This is a genomic window from Rhodococcus pseudokoreensis, assembly GCF_017068395.1.
GTDB lineage: Bacteria > Actinomycetota > Actinomycetes > Mycobacteriales > Mycobacteriaceae > Rhodococcus_F > Rhodococcus_F pseudokoreensis.
The window spans coordinates 4183417-4207603 of sequence record NZ_CP070619.1; the positions used below are offsets into that span (position 1 = coordinate 4183417).

The 24187-nt window shown below is 67.5% G+C and carries 27 protein-coding genes; 14 read left to right on the forward strand and 13 right to left on the reverse strand.

Annotation, left to right across the window (positions count from 1 at the left end):
* Positions 1 to 20: 20 nt before the first annotated feature.
* On the forward strand, positions 21 to 722 hold the full coding sequence (locus JWS13_RS24325) for a response regulator transcription factor (RefSeq protein ID WP_206007964.1): 702 nt from the start codon (positions 21 to 23) through the stop codon (positions 720 to 722).
* On the opposite strand, the gene JWS13_RS24330 is transcribed toward JWS13_RS24325, so the two are convergent.
* Both JWS13_RS24330 and JWS13_RS24335 read right to left on the reverse strand, forming a co-directional pair.
* On the reverse strand, positions 679 to 2079 hold the full coding sequence (locus JWS13_RS24330; RefSeq protein WP_206007965.1) for a sensor histidine kinase: 1401 nt from the start codon (positions 2077 to 2079) through the stop codon (positions 679 to 681). The two genes, JWS13_RS24325 and JWS13_RS24330, sit on opposite strands and share 44 nt — an antisense overlap.
* Before the next feature lie 60 nt (positions 2080 to 2139).
* Positions 2140 to 3057, reverse strand: a complete 918-nt coding sequence (locus JWS13_RS24335) for a phosphatase PAP2 family protein (RefSeq protein ID WP_241032282.1) — start codon at positions 3055 to 3057, stop codon at positions 2140 to 2142.
* A 188-nt stretch (positions 3058 to 3245) separates the two neighbouring features.
* Here JWS13_RS24335 and JWS13_RS24340 point away from each other — a divergent pair, with 188 nt between their 5' ends.
* Positions 3246 to 3596 (forward strand): hypothetical protein, encoded by a 351-nt coding sequence (locus JWS13_RS24340; RefSeq protein WP_420855020.1) that lies wholly within the window; start codon positions 3246 to 3248, stop codon positions 3594 to 3596.
* Positions 3597 to 3724: 128 nt separating this feature from the next.
* Positions 3725 to 4960 carry a PucR family transcriptional regulator gene (locus tag JWS13_RS24345; RefSeq protein ID WP_241032283.1) on the forward strand — a complete coding sequence of 412 codons (1236 nt, stop codon included), beginning with the start codon at positions 3725 to 3727 and terminating at the stop codon, positions 4958 to 4960.
* 69 nt (positions 4961 to 5029) lie between these two features.
* Here JWS13_RS24345 and JWS13_RS24350 read toward each other — a convergent pair whose 3' ends face one another.
* Positions 5030 to 5626, reverse strand: coding sequence for a TetR family transcriptional regulator (locus JWS13_RS24350; RefSeq protein WP_206007966.1), 597 nt, complete (start codon positions 5624 to 5626; stop codon positions 5030 to 5032).
* Positions 5627 to 5696: 70 nt separating this feature from the next.
* Here JWS13_RS24350 and JWS13_RS24355 point away from each other — a divergent pair, with 70 nt between their 5' ends.
* The gene (locus JWS13_RS24355; protein WP_206007967.1) at positions 5697 to 6233 is read left to right on the forward strand and encodes a GNAT family N-acetyltransferase; all 537 of its coding nucleotides are present in this window, start codon (positions 5697 to 5699) and stop codon (positions 6231 to 6233) included.
* A gap of 4 nt (positions 6234 to 6237) precedes the next feature.
* Here the strand turns inward: JWS13_RS24355 and JWS13_RS24360 are convergent, their stop codons facing one another.
* Together JWS13_RS24360 and JWS13_RS24365 are read right to left on the reverse strand one after the other, a co-directional pair.
* Positions 6238 to 6684, reverse strand: a complete 447-nt coding sequence (locus JWS13_RS24360) for an Imm63 family immunity protein (protein ID WP_206007968.1) — start codon at positions 6682 to 6684, stop codon at positions 6238 to 6240.
* A gap of 7 nt (positions 6685 to 6691) precedes the next feature.
* On the reverse strand, positions 6692 to 7384 hold the full coding sequence (locus JWS13_RS24365) for a TNT domain-containing protein (protein WP_206007969.1): 693 nt from the start codon (positions 7382 to 7384) through the stop codon (positions 6692 to 6694).
* 305 nt (positions 7385 to 7689) lie between these two features.
* On the opposite strand from JWS13_RS24365, the gene JWS13_RS24370 reads away from it, so the two are divergent.
* The 3 genes from JWS13_RS24370 to JWS13_RS24380 all read left to right on the forward strand — a co-directional run bounded on the left by JWS13_RS24370 (position 7690) and on the right by JWS13_RS24380 (position 10061).
* Complete coding sequence (locus JWS13_RS24370) at positions 7690 to 7983, forward strand: DUF4193 domain-containing protein (protein WP_206007970.1); 294 nt, start codon at positions 7690 to 7692, stop codon at positions 7981 to 7983.
* Positions 7984 to 8051: 68 nt separating this feature from the next.
* A complete protein-coding gene (locus JWS13_RS24375; RefSeq protein ID WP_206007971.1) occupies positions 8052 to 9293 on the forward strand; it encodes a UPF0158 family protein in 1242 nt (413 codons plus the stop codon).
* A 123-nt stretch (positions 9294 to 9416) separates the two neighbouring features.
* On the forward strand, positions 9417 to 10061 hold the full coding sequence (locus JWS13_RS24380) for a dihydrofolate reductase family protein (RefSeq protein WP_206007972.1): 645 nt from the start codon (positions 9417 to 9419) through the stop codon (positions 10059 to 10061).
* Positions 10062 to 10078: 17 nt separating this feature from the next.
* On the opposite strand, the gene JWS13_RS24385 is transcribed toward JWS13_RS24380, so the two are convergent.
* The 4 genes from JWS13_RS24385 to JWS13_RS24400 form a co-directional block, all read right to left on the reverse strand.
* On the reverse strand, positions 10079 to 11077 hold the full coding sequence (locus tag JWS13_RS24385; protein WP_206007973.1) for a cation diffusion facilitator family transporter: 999 nt from the start codon (positions 11075 to 11077) through the stop codon (positions 10079 to 10081).
* 62 nt (positions 11078 to 11139) lie between these two features.
* Positions 11140 to 12102: a DUF8129 domain-containing protein gene (locus tag JWS13_RS24390; RefSeq protein WP_206007974.1), complete on the reverse strand. Its 963-nt coding sequence runs from the start codon at positions 12100 to 12102 to the stop codon at positions 11140 to 11142.
* Positions 12103 to 12287: 185 nt separating this feature from the next.
* Complete coding sequence (locus tag JWS13_RS24395; protein ID WP_259375272.1) at positions 12288 to 13544, reverse strand: cation:proton antiporter domain-containing protein; 1257 nt, start codon at positions 13542 to 13544, stop codon at positions 12288 to 12290.
* A 104-nt stretch (positions 13545 to 13648) separates the two neighbouring features.
* Complete coding sequence (locus tag JWS13_RS24400) at positions 13649 to 14980, reverse strand: MFS transporter (protein ID WP_206007975.1); 1332 nt, start codon at positions 14978 to 14980, stop codon at positions 13649 to 13651.
* A gap of 196 nt (positions 14981 to 15176) precedes the next feature.
* Between JWS13_RS24400 and JWS13_RS24405 the strand changes: the two genes are divergently transcribed.
* The 3 genes from JWS13_RS24405 to JWS13_RS24415 all read left to right on the forward strand — a co-directional run bounded on the left by JWS13_RS24405 (position 15177) and on the right by JWS13_RS24415 (position 18348).
* A complete protein-coding gene (locus tag JWS13_RS24405; protein WP_206007976.1) occupies positions 15177 to 16766 on the forward strand; it encodes a GntR family transcriptional regulator in 1590 nt (529 codons plus the stop codon).
* 181 nt (positions 16767 to 16947) lie between these two features.
* The gene (locus tag JWS13_RS24410) at positions 16948 to 17964 is read left to right on the forward strand and encodes a zinc-dependent alcohol dehydrogenase family protein (RefSeq protein WP_206007977.1); all 1017 of its coding nucleotides are present in this window, start codon (positions 16948 to 16950) and stop codon (positions 17962 to 17964) included.
* Positions 17965 to 18087: 123 nt separating this feature from the next.
* A complete protein-coding gene (locus JWS13_RS24415; protein WP_206007978.1) occupies positions 18088 to 18348 on the forward strand; it encodes an acyl-CoA-binding protein in 261 nt (86 codons plus the stop codon).
* On the opposite strand, the gene JWS13_RS24420 is transcribed toward JWS13_RS24415, so the two are convergent.
* Entirely contained in the window at positions 18345 to 19301 is a 957-nt protein-coding gene (locus JWS13_RS24420; protein WP_206007979.1) for an alpha/beta fold hydrolase, read from the reverse strand. The two genes, JWS13_RS24415 and JWS13_RS24420, sit on opposite strands and share 4 nt — an antisense overlap.
* 263 nt (positions 19302 to 19564) lie before the next feature.
* Between JWS13_RS24420 and JWS13_RS24425 the strand changes: the two genes are divergently transcribed.
* Both JWS13_RS24425 and JWS13_RS24430 read left to right on the forward strand, forming a co-directional pair.
* Positions 19565 to 19768 carry a glyoxalase gene (locus JWS13_RS24425; protein WP_206007980.1) on the forward strand — a complete coding sequence of 68 codons (204 nt, stop codon included), beginning with the start codon at positions 19565 to 19567 and terminating at the stop codon, positions 19766 to 19768.
* 62 nt (positions 19769 to 19830) lie between these two features.
* The gene (locus JWS13_RS24430; RefSeq protein ID WP_206007981.1) at positions 19831 to 20298 is read left to right on the forward strand and encodes a hypothetical protein; all 468 of its coding nucleotides are present in this window, start codon (positions 19831 to 19833) and stop codon (positions 20296 to 20298) included.
* Positions 20299 to 20384: 86 nt separating this feature from the next.
* Here the strand turns inward: JWS13_RS24430 and JWS13_RS24435 are convergent, their stop codons facing one another.
* Positions 20385 to 21509 carry a serine hydrolase domain-containing protein gene (locus JWS13_RS24435; RefSeq protein ID WP_206007982.1) on the reverse strand — a complete coding sequence of 375 codons (1125 nt, stop codon included), beginning with the start codon at positions 21507 to 21509 and terminating at the stop codon, positions 20385 to 20387.
* 249 nt (positions 21510 to 21758) lie between these two features.
* On the opposite strand from JWS13_RS24435, the gene JWS13_RS24440 reads away from it, so the two are divergent.
* On the forward strand, positions 21759 to 22250 hold the full coding sequence (locus JWS13_RS24440; protein WP_241032284.1) for a hypothetical protein: 492 nt from the start codon (positions 21759 to 21761) through the stop codon (positions 22248 to 22250).
* Positions 22251 to 22259: 9 nt separating this feature from the next.
* Here JWS13_RS24440 and JWS13_RS24445 read toward each other — a convergent pair whose 3' ends face one another.
* On the reverse strand, positions 22260 to 22598 hold the full coding sequence (locus JWS13_RS24445) for a winged helix-turn-helix transcriptional regulator (RefSeq protein ID WP_206007984.1): 339 nt from the start codon (positions 22596 to 22598) through the stop codon (positions 22260 to 22262).
* A gap of 129 nt (positions 22599 to 22727) precedes the next feature.
* Between JWS13_RS24445 and JWS13_RS24450 the strand changes: the two genes are divergently transcribed.
* The gene (locus JWS13_RS24450; RefSeq protein ID WP_206007985.1) at positions 22728 to 23792 is read left to right on the forward strand and encodes an MBL fold metallo-hydrolase; all 1065 of its coding nucleotides are present in this window, start codon (positions 22728 to 22730) and stop codon (positions 23790 to 23792) included.
* A gap of 13 nt (positions 23793 to 23805) precedes the next feature.
* Here the strand turns inward: JWS13_RS24450 and JWS13_RS24455 are convergent, their stop codons facing one another.
* On the reverse strand, positions 23806 to 24144 hold the full coding sequence (locus JWS13_RS24455; protein ID WP_206007986.1) for a winged helix-turn-helix transcriptional regulator: 339 nt from the start codon (positions 24142 to 24144) through the stop codon (positions 23806 to 23808).
* Positions 24145 to 24187 lie beyond the last annotated feature (43 nt).

Below are 24187 nucleotides of genomic sequence, written 5' to 3' on the forward strand. Positions count from 1 at the left end.
GTCGATCACAGGTCTGTGCAATGAGGGTGCTGGTCGTCGAGGATGAACCCCGGCTGGCGCAGATGGTCCGTCGCGGCCTCGAGCTGGAAGGATTCGTGGTCGTCACCGCCGCCACCGGACCCGACGGGCTCTGGCACGCCACCGAGGAATCGTTCGATGTGATCGTGCTCGACATCATGCTGCCGGGGATCAGCGGGTATCAGGTCGTCCGAGAGATCCGGGCCAGGCAGAATTGGACGCCGATCCTGATACTGACCGCCAAGGACGGCGAGTACGACGAGGCCGACGCATTCGATCTCGGCGCCGACGACTATCTCACGAAGCCGTTCTCCTATGTCGTGCTGGTCGCGCGGCTGCGGGCGCTGGTCCGGCGCGGCGCACCCACGCGGCCGGTGGTGCTCACCGCCGGCGACCTGAGCCTCGATCCCGGCCGCCGCCGGGTCACCCGCGGGACCGAGGAGTTGCAGTTGACCCGCCGCGAGTTCGGACTGCTCGAGTACCTGATGCGGAACCCGGACACCGCGCTCACCAAGAGCGAGATTCTGCAGAACGTGTGGGACGCGAATTACACGGGGGACGAAAACGTCGTCGAGGTGTATGTGGGGTATCTCCGTCGCAAGATCGACACCCCGTTCGGTACCCGCACGATCGACACGGTGCGCGGAGTCGGGTACCGACTCACGACCGGCTCTCCGGACAGCCCTCCTCCACCGGAAGCGTGACCACCACTCGCGTCCCACCATGCTCGGCCGTGTCGATCCGCACCGAACCCCGATGCGCCGACACGATTTCTGCGACGATCGCCAGTCCGAGTCCGGAGCCCCCGTGGGCGCGGGAGCGGGCGCTGTCGAGTCGCACGAACCGCTCGAACACCCGCGCCCGATCGGACTCGGGAATGCCGGGTCCGTCGTCGTCGACGGTGACGCGCGCCTGGTGGCCGGATCGGGACACCTCGATGGACACGGTGGTGGCGGCGAATCGGACGGCGTTGTCGACGAGGTTGCGCACCGCGCGGGACAGCTGAGCGGCGTCACCGCGGATGCGGACCGGGGTGAGCGCGGCGGTCACCGTGACGGTGGTGTCGGCGCGGGAGCGGCGGACTTCGGTGTCGACGATGTCGTCGAGATCGACGTCGGCGACCCGCAGCGGCAATCCGAGTTCGTCGGCCCGTGCGAGCAGCACCAGGTCGTCGACGAGAAGCTGCATGCGGGTGGTCTCGGGACGCAGGGTTCCGCGGACCAGGTCGCGGTTCAGGACTTCGGGCCGCGCATCGGCCACGTCGAGGGCGGTGGTCAGCGTGGCCAGCGGGCTGCGCAGTTCGTGGGAGGCGTCGGCGATGAACCGGCGCTGGGCGGCGTGCCCGGCCTGGATGCGGCCGAGCATGTCGTTCATCGTGCGGGCGAGCGCGGCGATCTCGTCGCGTGGCCGCGGTACCGGGACCCGTTCACCGAGGTCGGTGGTCGAGATCGCGGCGACCTGGGTGCGGATGCGTTCGACCGACCCCAGCGATCGGCGCACCAGTTTGTAGGTCACTCCCGCCGCGACGAGGGCGATGACCGGTGCTCCGGCTGCGACGAGCCCGCCGACCGTGGCCAGGGTTGCTTCCACCGACTCCTCACTCGCGGCCACGATCACGGTGTAATCGCCGCCGACCCCGTGCGCCCCTTGCACGGTGGTCCGCAGATCTGCGCCGCCCGTCTCGTGCGAGACCAGACCGCGGACAGGTGCACCGCCCACCGGTGGATGCACCCCGGTGACCGGGAGCCCGAGATCATCCTGTGAGGACCGCACCACCGCGCCGACGGTGTCGACGACCTGCACCAGGGCGATGCGTTGGTCGGTGTCGAAGAGTTCACTGTCCAGGTCGGCCGGCGGATCGGTGCGCAGTCCGACGGTGAGGTCGGCGGCGCGGCCGGTCGCGGCGTCGTCGAGGGCCGACAACAGGGTCCGGTCCAGCACGAACAACAGGGCTGCTGCGCCGAGCACCAATGCGACCGCAACCACCGCGCCGGCGCTCAGGGCCGAACGCAGGGCGAGCCCCCACCGCGACGGGGTGAGCCACACAGGTGCGTTGTTCATGGGGCCATCCTCCGCCACCGGCCACCCGCGGGCGAGAAGCCGGAACGGCGCGCCAGGACCTCATGCTGCCCGTCCCGTCGTCGTCGCGCCGGTGGGGTCGACCGCGTGTGGGGGATCAACCAGTGAGGCACTGTGCACGCGATCAGAGGCTCGCCGCGTCCAGATGCCGTAGAGCGCGGAACCGATCAGGGCTGCGAGGCCGCCGAGGAGAATTCCGCCGATCACATCGGTGAGCCAGTGCTCGCCGAGGTAGAGGCGGGTGACCGCGACCACCACGGTCACCGTGAACGCCCCGGTAAGGAGCAGCCCGCGCCGGGCGGCCGGCGACCCGTGTCCGAGGATGACCGCGACCATGGTGAACAACACCATCGCTCCCGTCGCGTGCCCGGACGGGAACGAGTGGTCGGTCTCGAGGAGTACCTGGGACACGATCGGCGGGCGCGACCGTCCGACAATGGATTTCGTGACAGTCGACGCGAGCGCGGCAGCCCCGACGGTCCCGATGAGAATCAGTCCCGGGACGAGTGATCGTGCCCGCCGGGACAACAGCGCCCCCAGCACCACTGCGATGAGGACGGTCCCGACGGGGCCACCGGCGTCGGTGATCGCGATCGCCGGGCCGGTCACCCACTCCGACCGGTGATCGGCGAACCAGCCCAGCACGACGGGGTCCGCGGTGGTGACCCAGGCGCCGGCCCTCACCTGGTAGGCCAGCGCGATGAACGCCACGGTCAGCCCGAGGATCTGCAGGCCGATCAGCGGTGGTGTCGCCGACCGCCGGTTCGTGCCCGCCACGGCGCGCCAGGTGGTTGCGGCCAGGAAAACAGCTGCGCCGGCCACCAGCAGCGAGACTGCAAGGGCGGCGCCGGTGCTCTGGTGCACGTCGGCGGCGGCGTCGTGGGCTCGTCCGATCAGATTGTCGTGGTGTCCATACGCCGATGCCTTCGGAAGCGAGAGAATTGGTAGTGCCTGTTTCACGTTCGCAGTATCGACGCCGGCCGCTGTGGAGGCGCTGAGAGCACAACCTGCGTCAGTCGGCACCACCGGAGGGACAACGCCTCTCAGCGTCCTCACAGCGCGCCGCGTACATACTCGGGCCGGTTGACCGAAATCCTCTGACGAATGGAGCTCCGACGCATTCACCAACCGCCCCCGCAGAGCCGATCGTGGTCACCCTGCGCGGTACGACGATGAGCCTGCTGCGAATCAACTACCGGCTGTCGCGTATCCCGTTGCGATTCATCGAAGCCGTGCTGACCCGATTCGACGAACAAGCGCCGATCCGGCTCGCCTACGAAGAGGCACTGATCGAATGGGATCGCGCCGCCGCCCAACTGCTCGGTGATCAGAACGCGGACAGGCGCGCGACCGAACTGCACCGGCATACGGCCGCTGTGCGGGATGCGATTACGCGCGCAAACAGCCGGCGTGACCATCACGGCCTGATACTCCTCGACGAGCAGCGCGATCGGTTTCACCGCCGGCGCCGCCAAAGGCAATTCGAGGGGATCTCCTAGCGGCACCCGCCCCGATCGTCTCCCGCACCCAGGGGCGCAGCCGGCCTCCGGATGAGCGACTACGATGAACGCGCTGCCGGATCCGGCTACGCACCGACGCCCTCGGATCCGCCGACGAGGAGGCACGGGTGAACGACTCAGACCAGGCCGGACCGACGCCCTCGCCGAGGGTCCGCGAGCTGTTCCGGAACCTGGCCATGCAGATGCAGGCGACCGTGGCCGACGTCGCCGCCGAAGCGTGGGAGGCCGGGCAGCGCAACCTGAAGGAACCGACGTTCGCCGAAGACCCAATGCTTGCCGAGCTGGATCGACGCTTCACCCACTCGACCTTGGCTCACTGGCTCGTGGCCAACATCGACCACCCGGGGCATCCGGTCGAGCCGACTTTCATCCCGGACCTGCTGACGTATTCGCGTGATCTGGTGCTGCGCGGCGTCGACACCGATGAAGTCGACGCCTGGCGCGCATCGCAGAACGTCACGTGGAACTGGTGGCTGAGGGCGTGTTTCGACACCACGGACAATCTCGAGGACCTGCGAGAGCTGGTCGCGATCTCAGCGAGCTCACTCATGGCCTACTTCGACGATTCGAGGGCCGCCGTGTCGGCTCACGTCAGCGAGGTCCGGTCCGAGCTCGCTCGCGGACCGCTGATTCAGCGTCTCGCGATGGTGCAACTGCTGCTCCAGGGGGCGCCGATCGCCCGAAGCCGGGCAGAAGCGCAGCTCGGTTACGCACTGACCGGACACCACCTCGCCGCGATCGTGTGGGTGGACGCGGAGGATCAGGTCGACGGGCTCGAGCTGGCGGCCGAGCATCTCATGCGCCTGTGCGGTGCAGAGCGGCGGTTGACCCTGGTTACCAGCCTCACTGCACTGTGGGTGTGGCTACCGGTGACCGGTGTGCCGTCCGAGGCCGACCTCGCCGCAATCGTCGCGGACATCCCCGGAGTTCGCATTGCCCTCGGCCGGTGCGGCACGGATGTCAACGGCTTTCGGCGCAGCCATCTCGACGCAGCCGCAGCGCAAAATCTGCTGTCACGACTCGGATCCCACCGCCGAACCGTGCGATTCGAGGACGTCCAGCTGATCTCCCTGCTGTCGTCCGACGTCCCGGAAGTAAAGCTGTTCATCACCGACATTCTCGGTGATCTGGCGACCGCCGACCGCATGCTGCGCCACACGGTGCGGGTCTTCATAGCGGAGCAGTTCAGCATTTCCAGGGCGGCCGAGAAGCTGTTTGCACATCGGAACACCATCGACCGACGGCTCGTACGAGTCGACGAACTGCTGCCGCGTCCGTTGGCTCAGAACCCGAGCGCGGTCGACACCGCGCTCGCCCTCGTCGAGCTGCAAGAGGACGACTAGCTGTACGTCCCAGTCGTCTACTGCGCCTGAATTATTCGACGGATCAACGAGTTCCGCGCCTGTCGCGTGTCACTGCTCCGCATCCGCGGACAGCGAGGCGAGCTGGTGCCGGACCGCGGCGGTGACGCGCGGCCGGTCGTCGGTGGCTAGGAGATCGAGCAGGGCGCCCCGCAGCACAGCCAACGCCGCGGTGCGACGGACCGCACCGGCCTCGCTTTCCTTTTCGAGCTGCGGTTGGCATGCGGCGAGGACGGCGAGCCAGTCGTCGACCGTCGAGCGGGCGAACCCGGCCCACGCACCGTCCGGTTCGACGAGGGAGCGGGCGTACGCCTCCGTCCACAACCGCAGCAGCGGTCGATGCTCCTCGGCGGCCAGCCACTCCCACACCCGCTCGACCGCCGCAGGCAGCCCGATCGGCTCAGCACCCGCGGCCTGCCCGAGTCGGTCCAGCATCGCCAGTTCGTCGCTGCGGGCCTTCGCCAGCAGTGCGCGCACCAAGCCGTCCTTGTTGCCGAACAAGAACATCAGCACCCGTGGGCTCGAGCCGATCGTCGACGCCAGCGGACGCAGCGACAGATCGGCCAACCCGTGCTCGAGTGCGTAGCGGTAGGCGGCGTCGAGCAACTCGGTCTGCCGCGCGGACGGGGTTGTCGTTTCCCTGGTCACAGCGGTAGCCTACCTCCACTGAAACAGTCGTGTCAGTGAGCGCCGATTATCGCGCTCCGGGAAGGAAACCATGACTTCGCAACCACCCCAGCGACCGGAAGTCGTGGTGCGCCAGGCCGACCGCCCCGGCGATCTGGGCTGGACCGTGATGGCCCACGGCGAGATCTACCACCGGCAGTTCGGATGGGACGCAAACTTCGAGGCACTGGTCGCGCAGATCGTCGCCGACTACGCCACCGGCCACGACCCGGCCCGGGAAAGCGCCTGGATCGCCGAGGTCGACGGCGAACGCGTGGGTTGCGTCCTCTGCGTCGCCGGCGACGAACCCGCGGTCGCCAAACTACGGATCCTGCTGGTCGCCCCGACCGCCCGCGGTCTCGGCGTCGGGTCCCGGTTGGTCGAGCGATGCGTCGCCTTCGCCCGCGACGCCGGCTACCGGCAGGTGACACTGTGGACCAACGACGTGCTGGCGTCGGCCCGCAGAATCTACGAGGCTGCCGGGTTCGTCCTCACCGATCAGGAACCACACCACAGCTTCGGCCACGACCTCGTCGGCCAGAACTGGACCCTCGACCTGAGCGTGACCACGGCGGCGGCCGGTAACTGACGACCTACGGGGGTGTCGGCAACATGTCCAGGACGGCCCGATCGACGCCGGCGGCCGTCAACGCCGACCGGGTCGCGGCAAGCCAGGCATCGGCCCACGCCGGTTCGATGCCGCGCAGCAACCGGTACTGCGCCCGCCAGGACGCGGCCCGGAAACCGGGCTGCTCCGGTGGATGCAGACGCAGGGCGACGCGCTCGGACACCGACTCCGCAACCCAGGACACGAACTCGTCCGGGTCGGTGGTGTGCCGATCCGACAGCACCCGATCGCGTTCCCGGACGGTCAGATGCCACCCGCCCTCGGGAGCGGTCCAGCAGAACGGACGGGCGTCCTCGTGCGCCTGCCCGAGCGCCGGCAGGTCCTCCGGGCGCGCACCCATCCGCTCCGTCACCTCCAGAATCCGCCGACGCATATCGTGATCGAGCAGATCGTCTTTCAACGGATCAACCACGTGCACATCACTGCAGCGGGTACACGCTGCGCACATACCCGGCGCACCGCAACCAGCTGACATCGACCTTCGTCCCGCATTCGACGACCTGCGGCAGCAACTCGGGCACCACCTCGAACTGCGTTCCCAACCCCTGCTGCTCGAACCACGGTGCGATAGGACCGGTGTACAGGGGAAGGGGCTTGGTCACGACGTAGACGTGGTAGTTGCAGAAGTCCGCGGGATCGGACACCAGGTTGACCGGCGGAAGCGCGCGGGAGGTGTAACTCGCGCCGGCCGGGGCCAGGAAGTTGCCGCCTTCGCTGCCGTACCGGTCGATCAGCGTGCCGACATCCAACTGCCCCTGCACCCGCTGAGGATTGCCACTGCCGTCGAGGACGTAACCGCTCTTCGGCGGGTACTTGAAGGAACCCGCCGGAACCACGGCCGGATCCCAGTACTTGCTCAGAAACTGATCGGCCGTGAGCTCGCCGGTGCGCTGGTATCCGGCCAGCTGCTCCGCAACCGGGAACAGATCCGACAGCGTCTGCGGCCCGAGCCTCCGGTCACCGTCGAACAACTCCGTCGAACAGCCCTGCCCGCCGAGAAGATCACTGGAACCGGCCGACGACCCCGGCGCCGCACCGGCGACCGCCCCTTCGGCGAACAGAACCGACAACACGAACCCGAGAACAAGGAACAGCTGACGATAGCGATGCATAACGAACCCTTCCCCCTCGAAAGACGATTCCGATGCGGTCCCATCCGACCGGGCATCGATCACAGCAAGATCATTTACGAAAGAATCGTGACAGATCCGGCCGTGATTGTGACCGAACCTGCGACCGCGCGTCGCCCCCAACGGAATAGGACCCACCACCGGGAATATCCAATCCCGGCGCCTCGCGGCCGGCGACCCTGACCTGGCCCTTTGCGAGGGCCGTCACACCCCCCGGGCGCACCCCGTGCCGCACGGGGCTCTACCCTGGCGCGGTCAGAACACGCAGATCACGAGGTTGAACAGTTATGGCCACCGATTACGACGCCCCCAGAGTCACCGATTCCGACGAGTCGACGGACACGTCGCTCGAACAGTTGACCGCCAGCAGGAAAGACTCCCAATCACCCGCGGTGGACATCGACGACACCGACCCCGCCGAATCCTTCGACCTGCCCGGCGCCGACCTGTCCGGCGAGGAATTCACCGTCCGCGTCATCCCCAAGCAGTCCGACGAATTCACCTGCACCAGTTGCTTCCTGGTGCATCACCGCAGCCGGCTCGCCCCGGGTGCAGAGCTGATCTGCCGGGACTGCGCCTGACACCATCGAAGCGGGCGCGTCTGCGGCTATGACCTGACGCGCCGCGGTTCGCGTGCCATCCTCGGGAGATGGCACGAACGTGGTTGTCGGTGACAGTGGAACTGCTCGGCGGGCGCGGCGAGGAACTGTGGCCGTGGCCCGGCCGGGTTTTCGCGGTCGGGCCGTCGCACACCTTCGTGGACCTCGCGAATGCCGTCAACGACGCCTTCGCCCGCTGGGACAGGTCTCATCTGTCGATGTTCACCCTCGCCGATGGACGAGTGGTCACCGACGCGGAGACGGGGGCCGAGATGGCCGGGTCGCGCGGAGGGCCCATCACGGAGCCGGTGGACATCGAGACGGCCAAGGTCGCTCGGCTCCTGGTGCCCGGAGCGGAGTTCCAGTTCACGTTCGACCTGGGCGATGACTGGACCCACCGTTGTGTGGTCGGCGACGACAAGGTCGACCCCATCGAAGTTCTGGGAATCGCGCCGAAAAAGCCCCTGCCTTACTGGGGCTGGGGAAGCATCCCCGATCAGTACGGGCGCCGGTGGGCCGACGACGACGGGCAGAGCCGGGCGCCGAGCAGACCCGCCCATCCGCATCCGATGATGTTGCACGCGTGGCCCGGACTCGACCAGGTCGCCCCGCTCGACCTGTCCGAGTTGCGCGGAGCCATCGCGACAGCAGATGCAGCCCGCTTCCTCGCCGCGGTGCGGGGACGCGACGTCGACGACGCGCTGCAACAGGTGGGGGCCGGCATACCGATGGCACTGGAACAGCGACGGGAGCAGGCCGAGTCGGTGGCGCTGTCGGTCGTCAACCGGCTGACGTGGCGCGCCGGTGCCGGTGACGAGGTGCTGGCCGAAGACCTGCTCGCGTGTTTGCGCGGCGAGCCGCTCGCGGGGCGGGTGGTGCCGGTCGACCTCGAGATGCTCGGTTCCGAACTGGAGGGGGATCCGGCTATGTCGACCGGCGGCTACGTCGACCTGCGCACCGGGGAGGTGTACGACGACTGCCTCACCGACCCGGCAATGGTCGGGGAGGACGCCGCCGTCGACGTGGAGGAAGAGCCCGACCGTTGGCTCCGGTTCGACTACACCGGCTCCCGGGACGGCTGGCGCGACATGGCGGCCTTCGCCGAGCGGCATCACGATGCGGCATTGCGGGATCGGCTGTTGCGGGCGATCGAGGGCAAGGGCGCATTTCACCGGTTCCGCGACATCGTCCACCAGGAGAGCCTCGTCGAACAGTGGTTCACCTTCTCGACCGACCGCCAACTGGGTCGTGCCCGCGAGTTCCTCGCCAGCCAGGGTGTCCGCGTTGGCTGACGGATCGAACGTACTCACGTCGGCCGACGGAACACGATTTTCGTCGTTCCGCGATGAGTTCGGCCGGCTCGTCCGGTCTGTCCATTCGTATCCCGGTCCATCCGATCATCGAAGGAGTCGCCCGTGCCCCGCACCCGGATCCACAACATGAACATCTCTCTCGACGGCTACGCCGCAGGCGAGCACGTGACGTTCGACGCTCCGATCGGCGGTGCCGAACGGCTGTTCGGCTCGTTCGACGGACGCGTCATCCACGGCGTCGACCGGGTTGACGACCCGATCACCCTGGACCGCGCCGTGACCAGCCTGTGGGGTCAAGGCATCGGCGCGGAGATCATGGGCCGTCGCAAGTTCGGGCCCCAGACCGGCGAATGGCCCGACGACGGGTGGCGAGGCTGGTGGGGCGACGAACCGCCATTTCGCACACCGGTGTTCGTCCTGAGCCACCACCCGCACCCCAGCATCGACTTCCCGAACGGAACCAGCTTCCACTTCGTCGATGCGTCACCCCACGAGGTGCTGCGCCTGGCCCAGGACGCTGCCGACGGTCAGGACGTCCGGATAGGCGGAGGCCCCTCGATCGTGCGGCAGTTTCTGGCAGCCGACCTGATCGACTTCATGCACCTCGTGATCGTGCCCATCACCCTCGGGCGTGGCGTATCCCTCTGGGAAGGCTTGGACGGCATCGAAGACCGCTTCACCATCGAGACCGTCGCCTCCCCCAGCGGGCTCACCCATCAGTTCTGGAACAAGAACGGTCACGACTGACCCGGTCCTCCGGCCCGCTACCTCTCCTCACCGGTCCGGGAGTCACCATCGATGTCCGACGGGTCCGGGTCCGCAACGGTGAGTACCGCATCCACGATCTGCGGGTGGCGTTCGAGTTCACCTTCGAGCTTCCGCAAGGTCCGTGCGACGTGCGATTCCGCCTTGTCACCGACGAGATCGACACTCGCGACGATAAAGAGCTGCCTCGGCCCGAGGTATTCGAGGCGTACGAACCGCACCGTCGCCACCTCCGGGAGCGCTTCGATCCGAGCGATTGCCGCCTCCCGAAGTTCCGCGGAACCCGGTTCACCGGTGAGGAATCGGCGGTTGCGGTCGATGAGGACGACCGCGACCGCGCCGAGCAGCACACCGACGAGGACCGACCCGCTCGCATCCCAGACGGCGGCCCCGGTGAGCTGGTGGAGCCCGATACCGGCGGCGGCGATGACGATGCCGATGATCGCGGCGCTGTCCTCGGCGAAGACCGCACGCACCGTCGGGTCGGACGTCTCGAGGGCGTAGTCGAACAGGTCGCGATCGTGGCTGTCGGCTTCGGCACGCAACTGTTTGATCGCCCGCAGCAGCGACGCGCCCTCCAGAACGAAGGCAATCGCCAGCACGACGTACGCGACCAGATAGTCCTCACCGACACTCGACGCGCCGAGCAGCTCGGTCACCCCGTGCCACACCGATACCGAGCCACCCGCGACGAACAGTCCCACGGCGGCCAGCAGTGACCACACATACGCCTCACGCCCGTACCCGAGCGGTCGGGCCGCGTCGGCCGCCCGGGTACTCCGACGATGGGCGATGAGGAGAAACACCTGATTACCGGTGTCCGCCCAGGAGTGGGCGGATTCAGCGACCATCGAGGCGGACCCGGTCACCATCGCCGCCACCGACTTCGCGATCGCCACTCCGAAATTGGCGCCGAACGCAATGACCACAGTGCGCACACTGTCGCCGCCCGCCGCATCCCCGGCGCGCCGCGGACCACGATCGGGTCGGCTCGTCACCCCTCGAGTCTCACACCTGACCCGTCGGCAGGCGGCCGGAATCCTGGACCCGGCGGGCCCGGTCAGCTGAGGCCGGCAACTTCCTGAGCGATCGCGGCCAGGCGAGCCTGTGCGGCCGAGACGACACCCTGCCGGTTCTTGTGCGCTTCCTCGTACGCCACGATGGCGCGCACATCCGCCGGCTCGGTCAGCTCCTTGACCGCGGCGACCGTCTCCGAGACGTTCAGGGTGTCGTAACCGTCGACGGGCAGTTCACCGGGTTCGAGGACCCCCGCCGCGGTGCGGGCAGAATGCAGAACGTCCGCGACCCCGTCGGCCCCCTCGCGGCGGGTGACCTGCTCCGCGGTCTCGAGGGCGGCGTCGCGGGATGCGGCCAGCGTGGTGACAGCGACGTCGCCGGCGTGCGCGCCCCTGCTCAGTAACTCGCTGAGCGCCGGTGGGGTTGCGCGGACGGTGTCGAGGGCCCGGTCCAAGCCGCGGGCCGACCAGGCGACCGGTGCGTTGACCAGCCGCACCGCCGTTCCCGCGGCCGCCTGCAGTGGGGTGCGGCGGAGCGCCGCAGGTCCGCCCAAGGCCTCCTCGGCGAGGACGGTGGTCAGCCAATCCACGGTCGCCGAATGGGCGGCGATCAGCCGGAACGCCAAGTTCTCGACGTCCTTCTTCTGCGCCGCGACAGCGAGTGCCTTGATGTAGCGGGCACGGTCGAGGAGTTGGTGCTCGAGCGCGAGATCGCCGAGCAGGGCCTCGTCGAACGGTTGGGCCTGCTCGACCACCGCCTTCACAGCAGCGCCGGCGCGCCCGAGAAATGGGCCGATCAGTTCCGGAACGCCGCCGAGTTCGCGGATGGCGGCCTCGATGGCTTCGGCGCGGGCGCGGCCGTTGTCGGCGTTCTCGGACAGCTCCCGGCGCACGGCCTCGGTCCGGGCCTGGACGGTGCGGGTTTCGGCGAGCTGGATCTCGGTGTGGGTCAGGTCGAGGACTGTACGCAACTGCGCCAGCAAGGTCATCGTGTCAGATGTGCTCATGCGGTATTACGTCCCTTCGGCATGTGACGGCATCGAATCGGCGCACGGTGCGCCGCTCCCGCGACTACCCAGGCCTGCCGCCGGATGAAACGCCCCCACGTGCCGAACTCCGCGAATTCAGCGATTGTTCACCAGGGACTCACCCCGGATCCACGAACCTCGCCGATGAAGTCGACCGTGTGGCATCAACCGTTTCGGGTGCCGCCCCGCCGGCGGTCGAGCACCCGCATGACGGTCGTGGCGGTGACACCGTGGACGACCACTGACAGCACCACGGCGAATGCCGCGGTCGACCACAACACGCTTTCCTGGTCGATGCCCGCGACCGCGGCGGCGAATGCGAGATAGAAGACCGAGCCGACGCCGCGGATACCGAAGAACGCGGTCACTCCCCGTTCCTGGACCGTCATCTCTCGGCAACCGAGCAACGCCAGCCACCCGACGACCGGACGGATCACGACCACGAGCGCCACCGCGACGAGGACCCCACCCCAGGTCAGATCGTCCAGCAGGCCCGACGTGAGGGCGACGCCCAGCAACAGCAGCACCGCGAGGGTCAGGACGTGCTCGAGTTGTTCCATCACACGATGCATCTCGGCGTGATACGAATGCGCCCGCTCGATCCGGCGGAGCGCGACCGCACACGCGAACACGGCGAGAAAGCCGTACCCACCGACGAGTTCGGTGAGCCCGTACACGGCGAACGTGGCGGCCAGCGCGACGATCGGTTCACCACTCTCGGCCAGCCGCGCATGCGGAATCGGGAAATGGAACACTGCCCGCCCGAGCACGTACCCGGCGACCGCGCCGATCGCCGCGCCCAGCAGGGTCTTGCCGACCAACTCCCACAGGAACCAGTGCGCGATCCAGTCCCCGGCCGGACCCTTCGTGATCAGGAACAATGCCAGATAGACGAACGGAAACGCGAGAGCGTCGTTGAGTCCCGCCTCCGACGTCAGGGCGAACCGCACCTCGTCGTCCTCACGGTCCGAACCCTCCCCCGACGACGGTCCCTCCACCTGGACGTCGGAGGCCAGCACCGGATCCGTCGGGGCGAGCACGGCACCGAGCAGCAGCGCCGCCGCCGGTGTGAGCGCCGCCGCCCACCAGCCGAGCACGGCGACCGCGGCGATTCCGAGCGGCATCGCGATGCCCAGCAGCCGCCACGTCGAATTCCACGTCCGCACGCCGAGCGGCCGGTCGATCGCCAGGCCGACACCCATCAGCGCGACGATGACACACGCCTCGCTCACGTGCTCGGCCACCGCGGGATGCGCCACCGGCGACACCAGATCGGCGTTGCCGAGGAACACCCCGACCACGGCTCCGACCGCGAGCACCATTAGTGGTGCCGACACGGCACGGTTGCGCATGATGCGCGGAACGGTCGCCGCGAGCAGCAGCGCCACACCGGCGAACAGGTAGACGACGTCGGTATTCACGGTCGCGACCGCGCACCTTTCACGAGCGGGGAGGACAGTCGAGAGTTCTCGAAAATCACCTCCCCGAAACGCCGGCACCCCTGGTGAACGGGCCGACGCTGCCGTCAGAGTCGCGTGGAGTCGGCGAGGGACTTACCGCGGGTCTCGGGCGCCCAGGCGGCACTGACCGCGAGGCCGATCACGGCGATCGCGGCGGCGCCGAGCATGGTCGGGCCGATGCCCCAGCGGTCCAGGGCGATCGGGACCATGTAGGTACCGATCGCCCCACCGACCCGGCTCAGTGACGAGGCCAATCCCACGGCACTGCCCCTGATTTCGGTGGGGAAGAGTTCGTTGGGGTACACGAGCTGAAGAACCTGGGCGCCTCCGGTGAATATCGCGTACGTCGCGAACAGGCACAGGATGACGGGTACCGGACTGCCCGGGAACAATCCCAACAGCAGCAGCGTCAGGCCGGACCACGCGAAGCTGTGGATCAGCAGGGTGCGGCGACCCAGCTTGTTGATGGCGGTGAGCGCGATGACGCAGCTGACCAGGAGCAGGATCGTGATGGCAGCCGACCCCATGTTCGCGACCCGCCCGTCGAGGCCGAGACCGGCGAGGATCCTCGGCCCGAAGGCGTACACCGCGAACAGCGGCACCACCGACGCCGTCCAGAAGGTGGTGACGAAGGCGATCCGTCCGAGGTAGCCCGACTTCCGGAGCGGGCCGATTGCCCCGGCGGAGCGCCCGGACTCGATCTCGAGTGCGGCGTGGGGGCCGAAGACTTTCGTGACGATCGCCTCGGCCTCGGCGACGCGTCCCTTGCCGGCGAGCCAGCGCGGTGACTCCGGTGTTCCGGCGCGGGCGAGCACGGCCAGGGCTGCCGGTACCGCGGCGCTGGCCAGCACCCACCGCCACCCCTGATCACCGAGGCCGCTGACGAGGTCCCCGACCAGATACGCGGACGCGGCACCGAGGAACCACATCACGGTGAGGGAACCGATGAACGGGCCCCGATATTTTTTCGGGGTGAACTCGGTCAGTAGTGAGGCGGCCACGGGGTAGTCCGCCCCGATCGCCACGCCGATCAGAACCCGGAGCAGGAACAACCACCAGAAGCCCTCGACCCAGAACTGCGCGACCGAGAAGACGGCGACGGCGGTCAGATCGAACGCGTAGAGACGACGGCGGCCGAAGCGGTCGGTGAGCCGACCGCCGAGGAGCGATCCGAGGAAGATGCCGATCGTCGCCGAGGCGGCAATGAGGCCCTGCTGCGCCGAACTCAGACCCCACTGCGGCGTGATCTGCACCGTGGCAATGCCGATGATGCTCAGCACGTACCCGTCGAGGAAGGGTCCCCCGCCGGCGTGGAGCGCGAGCCGTTTGTGGAAGGGCAGCAACGGGGCGTCGTCGACGAGGAAAGACGCTGTCCGGGCGTGAGGTGGCTGGTCCATCGGTTCTCCTGAGCTGATTGCGGTGAGTATGCATTCGCCGCCCGTTTATTGGCCATTCGACTCGGATCGAAACGGTCACCTCCTTCGTGTGTGATTCATAAATACCTGAGCAGGCGGACAGTGCAACATGCCAGCTCATCAGCGGCGAGACCTGCTCTATTATTTGTGAGTCGATCGCGGGGAAGGGGGTGCTCACGTGCCACTGTCCGAGGCGGAACGACGCGCCCTCGAGCGCCTGGTGTCGGCGCCGACCACGCCTCAGGCGTTGGCCCTGCGCGCCCGCATCGTTCTCGCGAGTTCCGAGGAGTCGATTTCCACTGTTGCTCGCTCCCTTGGGGTCTCGCGCAACACGGCGCTGAAATGGCGGACCCGATTCGACACGGACGGCCTCCCGGGGCTCGCGGACCTGCCGCGGCCGGGTCGTCCGATCGCCGCAGGGGACGACGTGCACCGTGCGATTTTGCGTATGCCGCTGCAGCGACCACCGGACCGGGGGTGGACGACACGCACGATCGCCGACGCACTCGGCACCAATCAGGCGGCGGTGAGCCGGGTTCGGCACCAGTGGTTCGCAGATCGGCCCGACCTCGTCTCACGTGCGGTCCTGGACTCGTCGAACTCGATGGTGCTCGCGGCCGTCCTCATCGATCCCCGTGTGCGGGTTCTCGTCTTCCACCCGCCGGCGACGCCCGCCGCACGACCGCGCAGCAGACAGTCGAGTGCGCTCCCCGAATCCGTCCGCGTCCTCTTATCGGCTCGTTTCGCCTTCCCTCGCGACACCCCGGCCTCCGGGAACGACATCTCCCCCACGCTGTTGACCGCGTTGGGTGAGGTCGATTCCGCGGTGCCGCCGGATCGGCCGATCACCGTGCTCGCCGATCGTCCGTCACCGCCCCGGGTGCACCGTTGGCTCGACCGGCATCCCCGCTTCGGTGTGTACGAAGTCGGCCCCGACTCGTGGCTCGCGCAACTGAACTCGATCACCGCTGTCCTCGACCCTCGGCAGACGCCCGGACTGCTCGAACTCGCACACGAGGTGCGGCGGTGGGCGGAACAACCGACCACACCATTCTTCTGGGTCCGCGCCTCACCCACCCGCGCTTCTCGCCGATCCGCAACCGACGACGACCAGCCGCGTTCCCCCTCACCGAGATTGGCATCGGCAGTGGTCGACGCGCTCCGTGAGTCGCTCGCCACCGGCGCGTTCCGGCCGGGGCAGCGCATCGCCGAACAGCCTCTCGCCACCCGGCTCGGTGTCTCCCGCGGTCCGATCCGGGACGCCCTGAAGATCCTCGCCGAGGACGGACTGATCGAACTCGAGCCGCACCGCGGGGCGTACGTGCCACTCCCCACCCCGCGCGACGTCTACGACACCTATACCGCCCGAGGCCCCCTCGGAGCCCTGCTGCTCCGCCGCGTCGCCACGAACGGATCATCCCGTCTGACCGCGGCGAAAGACGCGCTCGACGACCTCGTCCGGCACGCGGAAATGCACGACGTTGCCGGCACCGGCGACGCCGACATACGGTGGCAGGACGCCCTCGCCGCCGCGGCCGACATGCCGAGGATCGAGAAGATGTTCGTCCGCCTGTCGCTGCAGTTGCGGATGTTCGTCTCGATTCTCGGTCTCGAATACGCGTACTCGGTCGACGAGATCGTCGCCGACGACACCGCGATAATGCGGGCTCTCGAGGCCCAGGATCCCGAAGAAGTGACGCGGCTCTGGCGCCGCAAGATCGACAACGCCGTGACCTACATGGTCGGGCAACTCGGCCATCTCGACTGACGATCCCCACCGAATCCGGGCCCGATCCTCGCACCGTTTGTCCGGCCGCGGTGGCAGCATTGGAGCTTGTAGCGCCCGATTGGGCCGCGCCGATTCGAATCATGGCCGTCACAGGGCGCGGCCGCCGCCGTGCACACGCGCGCCGGGTGAGATCTGGATTCGACCGAAGGAGCGCCGAGAGATGAGGACCATGCGGTCGGTCGTTGCCGACATGCTGGGCGAACCGTCCGCGGTTCTGCACCTGCAGACCCGCCCGATTCCGGAGCCGGGTCCCGGAGAGGTCCGGATCAGGGTGGCAGCGGTACCTGTCCATGCCAGCGATCTCCACACCATCCGCGGCCGATACGGATTCACCCCGGAGTTCCCCACCGTGCCCGGAATCGAATCCGTCGGTGTGATCGACGAACTCGGTAGCGGTGCAGACGGTCTGACCGTCGGGCAACGCGTCATCACGATCGGAGTCACGGGCACGTGGCAGGAGTATGTCGTTGCCGAAGCCGAGCGGGTCTTGCCTGTTCCCGCCGGCATGAGCAATTCCACTGCCGCCCAGCTTCTCGCCAACCCGCTCACCGCCGTGATCTTGACCGGTGACGAACTCGATGTTCGACCGGGTGAATGGCTCCTGCAGACGGCGGCCGGTTCAACCGTGGGCCAGTCGGTCATCCAACTCGGAGCGCACGTCGGCTTCAAGACCCTCAACGTGGTCCGCCGTCGATCCGCAGTCGAGGACATCCTCGCGTTGGGCGGCACCGCCGTGATCTGCACGGAGGACGAGGACGTACGCGAACGGATTGCCGACATAGCGGGCCGCGACGGCGTGTCCAAGGCGATCGACTGCGTCAGCGGTCAGCTAGGCGCAGACATCTCGCGTGCGCTGGCACCGCACGGTGAGCTGATCGTCTACGGTGCGCTGTCCACGCACCGCCAAACCGATGCCGACAAACTCACCATCCCGCTCTTCGCGCGCTCACTGATCTATGAAACCAAGACCGTTCGGGGGTTCTGGCTGTTCCGCTGGTTGACCGAGACCCCGAAGGATCGGATGGCCGCAGCGATCGACCGGACACTTCAGCTCGCCGACAGTGGCGTGCTGCGCGTGCCGGAGGGTCAGACGATTCCCGTCGAAAAGTTCGGCGAAGCCGTCTATTTGGCCGAAGCTCCCGCGCATGGGGGCAAACCGCTACTGGTATTCGAATAATCGGCAGCTCATTTTGCTGACCGGCCGCAGGCACCGTTGGGAAGGTATGCGCGGTGAACCAGCCGCCATCGGCTCCGGCGGTTACGATTGCGTCGAATCGTCCGTCCGAGAGCCAGGGGTGCCATGCCGGAGTTAGATCAGGCGTTTGCCGATGCACAGGAGAACGTCAACAAGCTCACTTCGCGGCCGGACAACGATCAGCTGCTGCAGCTGTACGCGCTGTTCAAGCAGGGGTCGAAGGGTGACGTCGAGGGCAAGCGGCCCGGTCGGCTGGACATGGTCAAACGCGCCAAGTACGACGCCTGGGCCAAGCTGGCGGGTACGAGTAGCGCCGACGCCAAGCAGGGCTACGTCGACCTGGTAGCCCGGCTCACGCAGGGCTAGGCGGTAAGTACCAGGTTCGCGTCTTCTGCGGTCTCGGAGCCGCCGATCCGGGTCACGAGGCGAGCGATCGCGTCGGCAACCGCGGTCGGCTGTTCGAGGATCACCGAATGGCCGGCGCCGTCGACGCAGACGAAATCGACGTCCTCGACCTGTGCGGCGATCGACACCGAATGGGTGGGCGGCGTCATCAGGTCCGCGGAACCGCACAGCACGAGCGTGGGAATCGCCGAGAGAGCGGGCAACATCCCGGACTCGTCGTAGGTCGTGAACGAGTCCAGGAAGCTGGTCATCGTCACGATCGGAGTCTCGTCGTGCATCGCGAGGGCAAGCGCGAGGGCGCGTGGGCTGACCTTCCGGTCGCCGAATTCGGCCCCGCGGATGACCGGTGCGAATACCTTGCTCCCGAGTCGCTTCACCTGCTCCATGGATGTCGGTGCCAGGCGTACGGCCTGCTGGATCCAGGACAGGACCGGGGCGCGCAGCAGTCGGCCGAATCCCGCGTCGGCCAGACCACTCGCTGCGGTTGCGATCAAGCCGATCCCGACGATGCGGGTGCCGATCTCGTGCGGATGCTGGCGGGCGTAGGTCAGCGCAGTCATCCCACCCATGGAGTGTCCGACCAGGACGACCGGACCGGTGGGGGCGACGGCGTCGAGCACCGCGTGGAGGTCGCGGCTTAACTGCTCGACGGTGTAAGTCGAAGCGGGCGCCACGTCGGAATCGCCGTGGCCGCGGTGGTCGTAGCTGACGATCCTGGCGTCGGTGTGCTGTCGCGTCAGCTCCTCCCGCACCAAGCTCCACGATTCGGAACTCAGGCAATGACCGTGCAGAAGGACGATCGTCACGGGGGCGTCGGTGGGGCCGTACTCGCGAACCGCAAGCGACACACCGTCGTCAGCCGAGACTGTGGTTCTACGTTGGACCAGGGCTTGGGCATTGCTCTCGATCGACATGCCGCCTCCCTCCTCCTCGCAATGACAGGTTCTACTGTCCATCGCGCAGGTTCGGGAGATAAGCACCCCGAGTGCTGGCCGTAATCACCCGTGGGTGACCGTCCCGCCACCCAGGGTGGGTGCGGCCGCGCCACTCCGCCGAATCCGTTCCGACGTGATGCACGTCACACCGGGCCCGGTTGGCGTAACGTTCCCGACCCTCTCGGACACCGTTCGATCAGCCGCAGACGCTGGGTCCGCGGCACTCCGGATCGGGAAATATCATGAGCACCACACGGCTCCACCAGATCACCCACTCCGCCGCAACAACTTTCAGCAGCAGCACCGACCTGACCGATGCGCTGATTCGCGCAGCGATCGCTCACGGCGAACACGAGAAGCGCACCGGCGCAGAGGATCCGAACTGGCCCCTTTGGTACGCCGCCTACATGGTCGCCGAGCAGGCCGGGACGGAGCTGCCCGTCTAGCCATCCGCTTCGCCGTCCATCGGTCAATCCCTCATCGCTCACACCCAACCCAGGAGGACGTCATGTCCACGATCCATCTCCACCAGACCACCACCGCAACCCCGGAACAATTCCTCGACGCACTCACCGACTTCGGGCCCGGCCGCGAGGCGCTCTTCGGCAACAGCGCCGACGCCTACCTTCAGGTGCACGAACTCGGCACCGATCATGCCGACGTCACCGAAGGCTCGGGCGGAGCCTGGGAACGCCTGCAGTACGACTGGACCGATCCCCACCGTGTCGTCATGACAACCACCGACTCCAACCTGTGGGGCGGCGCGTCGGGCCACGTCTACACCTTCACTCCGCGACCCGACGGGACCACCGACATCGACGCCGTCGTGGTCCGTGACGGCAAGAATCTCAAAGGACGAGCGCTGGGGGCCGTGCTCGGAGTCTTCGGCACACGCGTCCTGGGCAAGGCGTTCGACAAGACCGTCGCGGCCGTCGAAGCCCGCAATCACACCGCGCGGACGGCGGACAACACCTAGCGGCCGGGTTCGGCGCCGTCGGGCAGTCGAGGTGCCCGACGGCGCAGCCGTGTCTGCGGTACCCGTCCCCCGCCTCGTCGGATCTCCTACGACGGCGGCGCCGGCCATGGGTGGTCGGGGCTGACGATGTTCACGATCTCCGAGAAGAAGTTCCACACGCCAAGCGGGTCGGCGTTCGAATTGACCAGCACCACCACGGTCTTGGCCTCGGGGGGAAGGTAATAGGCGTAGGTCTGGTAGCCCGCGATGTTCCCGTTGTGGCCGATCCAGCCGTTCTGGTATTCGACCCCGAGTCCGTACAGCGAACCCGTTCCTTCCGACGGCGCCGGCTGGAACTGCTCCCGTTCGTGCTGGGTGGCCGGTGAGAGCAACGTTCCTTCGGCCAAGTCGCGCACCCACACGCCCAGATCGTCGAGCGTGGAAATCATATTGCCCGCGCCGAATCCCCACGACGGGTTCCAGTCGGTCGCGTCCACCGTCGCGCCGTCGGCGGTTTTGGAGTAGCCCTGGGCGTGCGGTGACGGGATGGCCACAGTGGTGGGGACCGAGGTGTCGTCGAGATTCTCGGGTTCCGTGATGCGCTCGGCGATGTAAGAGTTCAGCGGCAGGCCGGATGCCTTCTCGACCACGAGACCAAGGAGGAGGGTGTTGGTGTTGGAGTAGTCGAACGAGGTTCCCGGCGCGAAGAGGGGTGGACGGCTGAAGCTGATCGCGAGCAGTTCCTGGGGTGTCCATTGGCGCTCCGGCTCACTCGGGAGCGCCGGAATCACCACCTCGGAGTAGTCGAAGAGCCCACTGCGCATGGCCGCCAACTGCCGGAGGGTGATCGCCTCGCCGTTGGGAACGTCGGGCACATACCTGTCGATCGGATCGTCGAGGCCGACCTTTTCCTCGTCGACCAGCTGCAGCACGGCAGTGGTGGTGAAGGTCTTGGTGAGGCTGCCGACGCGCATGAACAGGTCCGGCGTCATGGGGTCGCCGGTGGTGGTGTCGCGTACCCCGAACGCCTGCACGTAGGGTACGGCGCCGTCCTGCCAAACACCGACGATCGCCCCGGGAACCGCGGCGCGCTCCATCGCCGTCGGAATCGTGTCGGTGAGCTGTGCATCGGGCAGAACCGGTGCGTCGTCCGATTCACCGCATCCCACCAGTCCCGTCGTCAGGACCGCCAGCACGGCGACCAGCCGCCGCCTCGAGAATGTCCGTGCCACCCCGCTCTCCCATCGCTGTCTCGAACCTCGACCTGCTCGAATCTTGCGCGGAACGCTGTTTCCAGTATGGGCGGCCGGGGAGGCGGATTACGGCAGATCTGAGGGGCAACCGCGGCCCGTTCCGGTTGGGTGCCGGGGAACCGGGGTAGTCGCGGTATATACGCCTCGCGCGCACCGACGCGCCATATTGCTGCCGTCGACGCAGCGCGTGGCGACGACACACAGCAAGTAGGTTCGATCATGAAATTCATGAAAACTAAAACCAAGGTCGAGTTGGGGGCCGCGGTCGGCGCGGGATACCTGCTCGGGCGCACACACCAGTTGAAGATGGCCGTGAAACTCGCCGGGGCGGGCGGGCGATCCCCCAGTGGGCCACAGGAGCTGCTCACCCAGGGATCCGAACTCCTCGCTTCGTCTCCGGACATCACGGAACTCGGCGACTCGGTTCGGGGCGAACTGCTCGACGTCACGGCGGCCAAGGCCGAAGCCGAGGCCACCAGCGAGCACATCGCTTCGTTCCGCGACCGCCTCCGCTCACGCCGCGCGAACGTCGTATCCGGCGGCGGGCACCTGGTCGCCGGGGTGAAGAGAATCGGCCATCGCGGGCACGACCACCCGGCGGAATCCACCGTCGACGCCGAACCGGACAGCGGAAAAGACGAGGACGAGAAACAACAGCAGCCGTCCGGCACCCGGGCACGCTTGCGGCGGATCACGCCCCACGCGCTCCACCATGCCTGAGCGGTCGCGTCACTGCAGCGTGAGGTGCGTCCTCGCCCAGTCCGCCAGTTCGTCGAGGACCGGCATCAGGGACTGGTCTGCCTCGGTCAGCTGATACGTGACCGAGACGGGCGGTCCCTCGCAGACTTCGCGCGTCACCAAACCGGCCCCGGCCAGTTCGACGAGACGGTCGGAGAGCACCGAATCGCTGATGCTCCCGACCGCTCGTCGCAGCCCGGAGAATGTCGCCGGGCCCGACATCAGCGTCGCCAGAATGACGCCGTTCCAGCGCTTGCCCAGGAACGTGAACGCCTTCGCGAGCGCGCCGTCGCACGCGCGCGGATCGTGCTGTTCGACGCCTGAGCTCATACCTCGACCTCAGCAAGGTGCTAGCATCCGACTGTCAACTAGTTTTTTACTAGTACCACTTTTGTTGCTAGTCAGTGATCGGATTCTCGGAGGGAGACAGCGCGGCGGGTGGCGTGCTAGAACGAACGAGTGGCACTCGGCGAACAGATCGAGATCGACGCTCGGACGCGCATGATCGTGGGTCAGCCTCTCGACATGGCCGCGCACCAACCGGACGTGGGCAACGCGATCGTTCACCGAGCCGGCGATCTCCTGGTGCTCGTCGACACCGGGGTGACCACCGCTTTCCGCGACGCGATCCGATCCGCCGCCGACGACCTCGCTCCGTGGTCGAAGATCCTGCTGGTCACCACCCACGGTCACCCCGACCATGTCGGGAACAACGACATCGTCGACGACCTCGGCGTCGGACTCGACCGCTCGAACGTGCAGCATTTCGTCAGCGCGCACGACGCGAGCCAGTACCGCGATCGAGGGCTCCCCTACTGGATCACGAGTCTCGAACGTGTGTCCGGCCTGGTGCCGGGGTTCGAGGATCCCGCTGACGCAGCACGTCGGCTCCTCGCCATGTACCGGCCCTACGTTCCCGTCACCTATATCACCCGGACGTACGAGGAACTCCCGCTCGAGCACCTCGTCATCGGCTCTCAACACGTGTCGGGCTGGTCGTTCGGCGACGGTGCCGTTCAGGTCATCCGCACCCACGGCCACTGCGCCGGCCAGGTCGTCGTCCACCTCCCCGGGGCACGGTTGCTGCACCTGTCCGACGAACCGAACGGACCGTGCGGCGCGATGCACGACGCCAACCAGATGAATATCTTCGCCGCGGCCGCCCTGGCTCTGACGCTGGTCGAGACCGGCGCTGTCGACGTCGTCACCGAGGGCCACGCGTTCGAGGTGTTCGATCGCCCGGCCGCAGCCGAGCGCCTGTCGACGCTGCTCGATCAGGCTTCGGCGCTCGACGGCGCTGCACAGGCACTGCTCGCCGATCGCATCGACGACCTACCGGCGTTCGTTCACGCATTCATCGCGCGATCCCAGGCGCTGGGTGTAGCGGGTGCGAATCCGAACCCCATGTTCAACACCATGATGACGATCGCCAAGTTGCGCGAGCTCGGCCTCGTGGCGAAAGACACCGGCTCGCAACAGACATGGACCCGACCCGCGCTCGGCGACTCCACGCGCGAACCCTGACGAGACTTGCCGGTCACTGCAGCGTGAGGTGCGTCCTCGCCCAGTCCGCGAGTTCGTCGAGGACCGGCATCAGTGACTGGCCGGCCTCGGTCAGCTGATATGTGACCGAGACGGGCGGTCCCTCGCAGACTTCCCGCGTCACCAGACCGGCCCCGGCCAGTTCGACGAGACGGTCGGAGAGCACCGAATCGCTGATGCTCCCGACCGCTCGTCGCAGCCCGGAGAATGTCGCCGGGCCCGACATCAGCGTCGCCAGAATGACGCCGTTCCAGCGCTTGCCCAGGAACGTGAACGCCTTCGCGAGCGCGCCGTCGCACGCGCGCGGATCGTGCTGTTCGACGCCTGAGCTCATACCTCGACCTTAGCAAGGTGCTAGCATCCCACTGTCAACTAGT

Bases quoted from the DNA above. Each gene is read 5' to 3' on its own strand.
- JWS13_RS24455 (WP_206007986.1), bottom strand. From the start codon at position 24,144: ATGAGCTCAGGCGTCGAACAGCACGATCCGCGCGCGTGCGACGGCGCG.
- JWS13_RS24445 (WP_206007984.1), bottom strand. From the start codon at position 22,598: ATGAGCTCAGGCGTCGAACAGCACGATCCGCGCGCGTGCGACGGCGCG.
- JWS13_RS24390 (WP_206007974.1), bottom strand. From the start codon at position 12,102: ATGAGCACATCTGACACGATGACCTTGCTGGCGCAGTTGCGTACAGTC.
- JWS13_RS24370 (WP_206007970.1), top strand. From the start codon at position 7,690: ATGGCCACCGATTACGACGCCCCCAGAGTCACCGATTCCGACGAGTCG.
- JWS13_RS24330 (WP_206007965.1), bottom strand. From the start codon at position 2,079: ATGAACAACGCACCTGTGTGGCTCACCCCGTCGCGGTGGGGGCTCGCC.
- JWS13_RS24440 (WP_241032284.1), top strand. From the start codon at position 21,759: ATGAAAACTAAAACCAAGGTCGAGTTGGGGGCCGCGGTCGGCGCGGGA.
- JWS13_RS24430 (WP_206007981.1), top strand. From the start codon at position 19,831: ATGTCCACGATCCATCTCCACCAGACCACCACCGCAACCCCGGAACAA.
- JWS13_RS24400 (WP_206007975.1), bottom strand. From the start codon at position 14,980: ATGGACCAGCCACCTCACGCCCGGACAGCGTCTTTCCTCGTCGACGAC.
- JWS13_RS24415 (WP_206007978.1), top strand. From the start codon at position 18,088: ATGCCGGAGTTAGATCAGGCGTTTGCCGATGCACAGGAGAACGTCAAC.
- JWS13_RS24375 (WP_206007971.1), top strand. From the start codon at position 8,052: ATGGCACGAACGTGGTTGTCGGTGACAGTGGAACTGCTCGGCGGGCGC.
- JWS13_RS24420 (WP_206007979.1), bottom strand. From the start codon at position 19,301: ATGTCGATCGAGAGCAATGCCCAAGCCCTGGTCCAACGTAGAACCACA.
- JWS13_RS24325 (WP_206007964.1), top strand. From the start codon at position 21: ATGAGGGTGCTGGTCGTCGAGGATGAACCCCGGCTGGCGCAGATGGTC.
- JWS13_RS24365 (WP_206007969.1), bottom strand. From the start codon at position 7,384: ATGCATCGCTATCGTCAGCTGTTCCTTGTTCTCGGGTTCGTGTTGTCG.
- JWS13_RS24410 (WP_206007977.1), top strand. From the start codon at position 16,948: ATGAGGACCATGCGGTCGGTCGTTGCCGACATGCTGGGCGAACCGTCC.
- JWS13_RS24355 (WP_206007967.1), top strand. From the start codon at position 5,697: ATGACTTCGCAACCACCCCAGCGACCGGAAGTCGTGGTGCGCCAGGCC.
- JWS13_RS24425 (WP_206007980.1), top strand. From the start codon at position 19,565: ATGAGCACCACACGGCTCCACCAGATCACCCACTCCGCCGCAACAACT.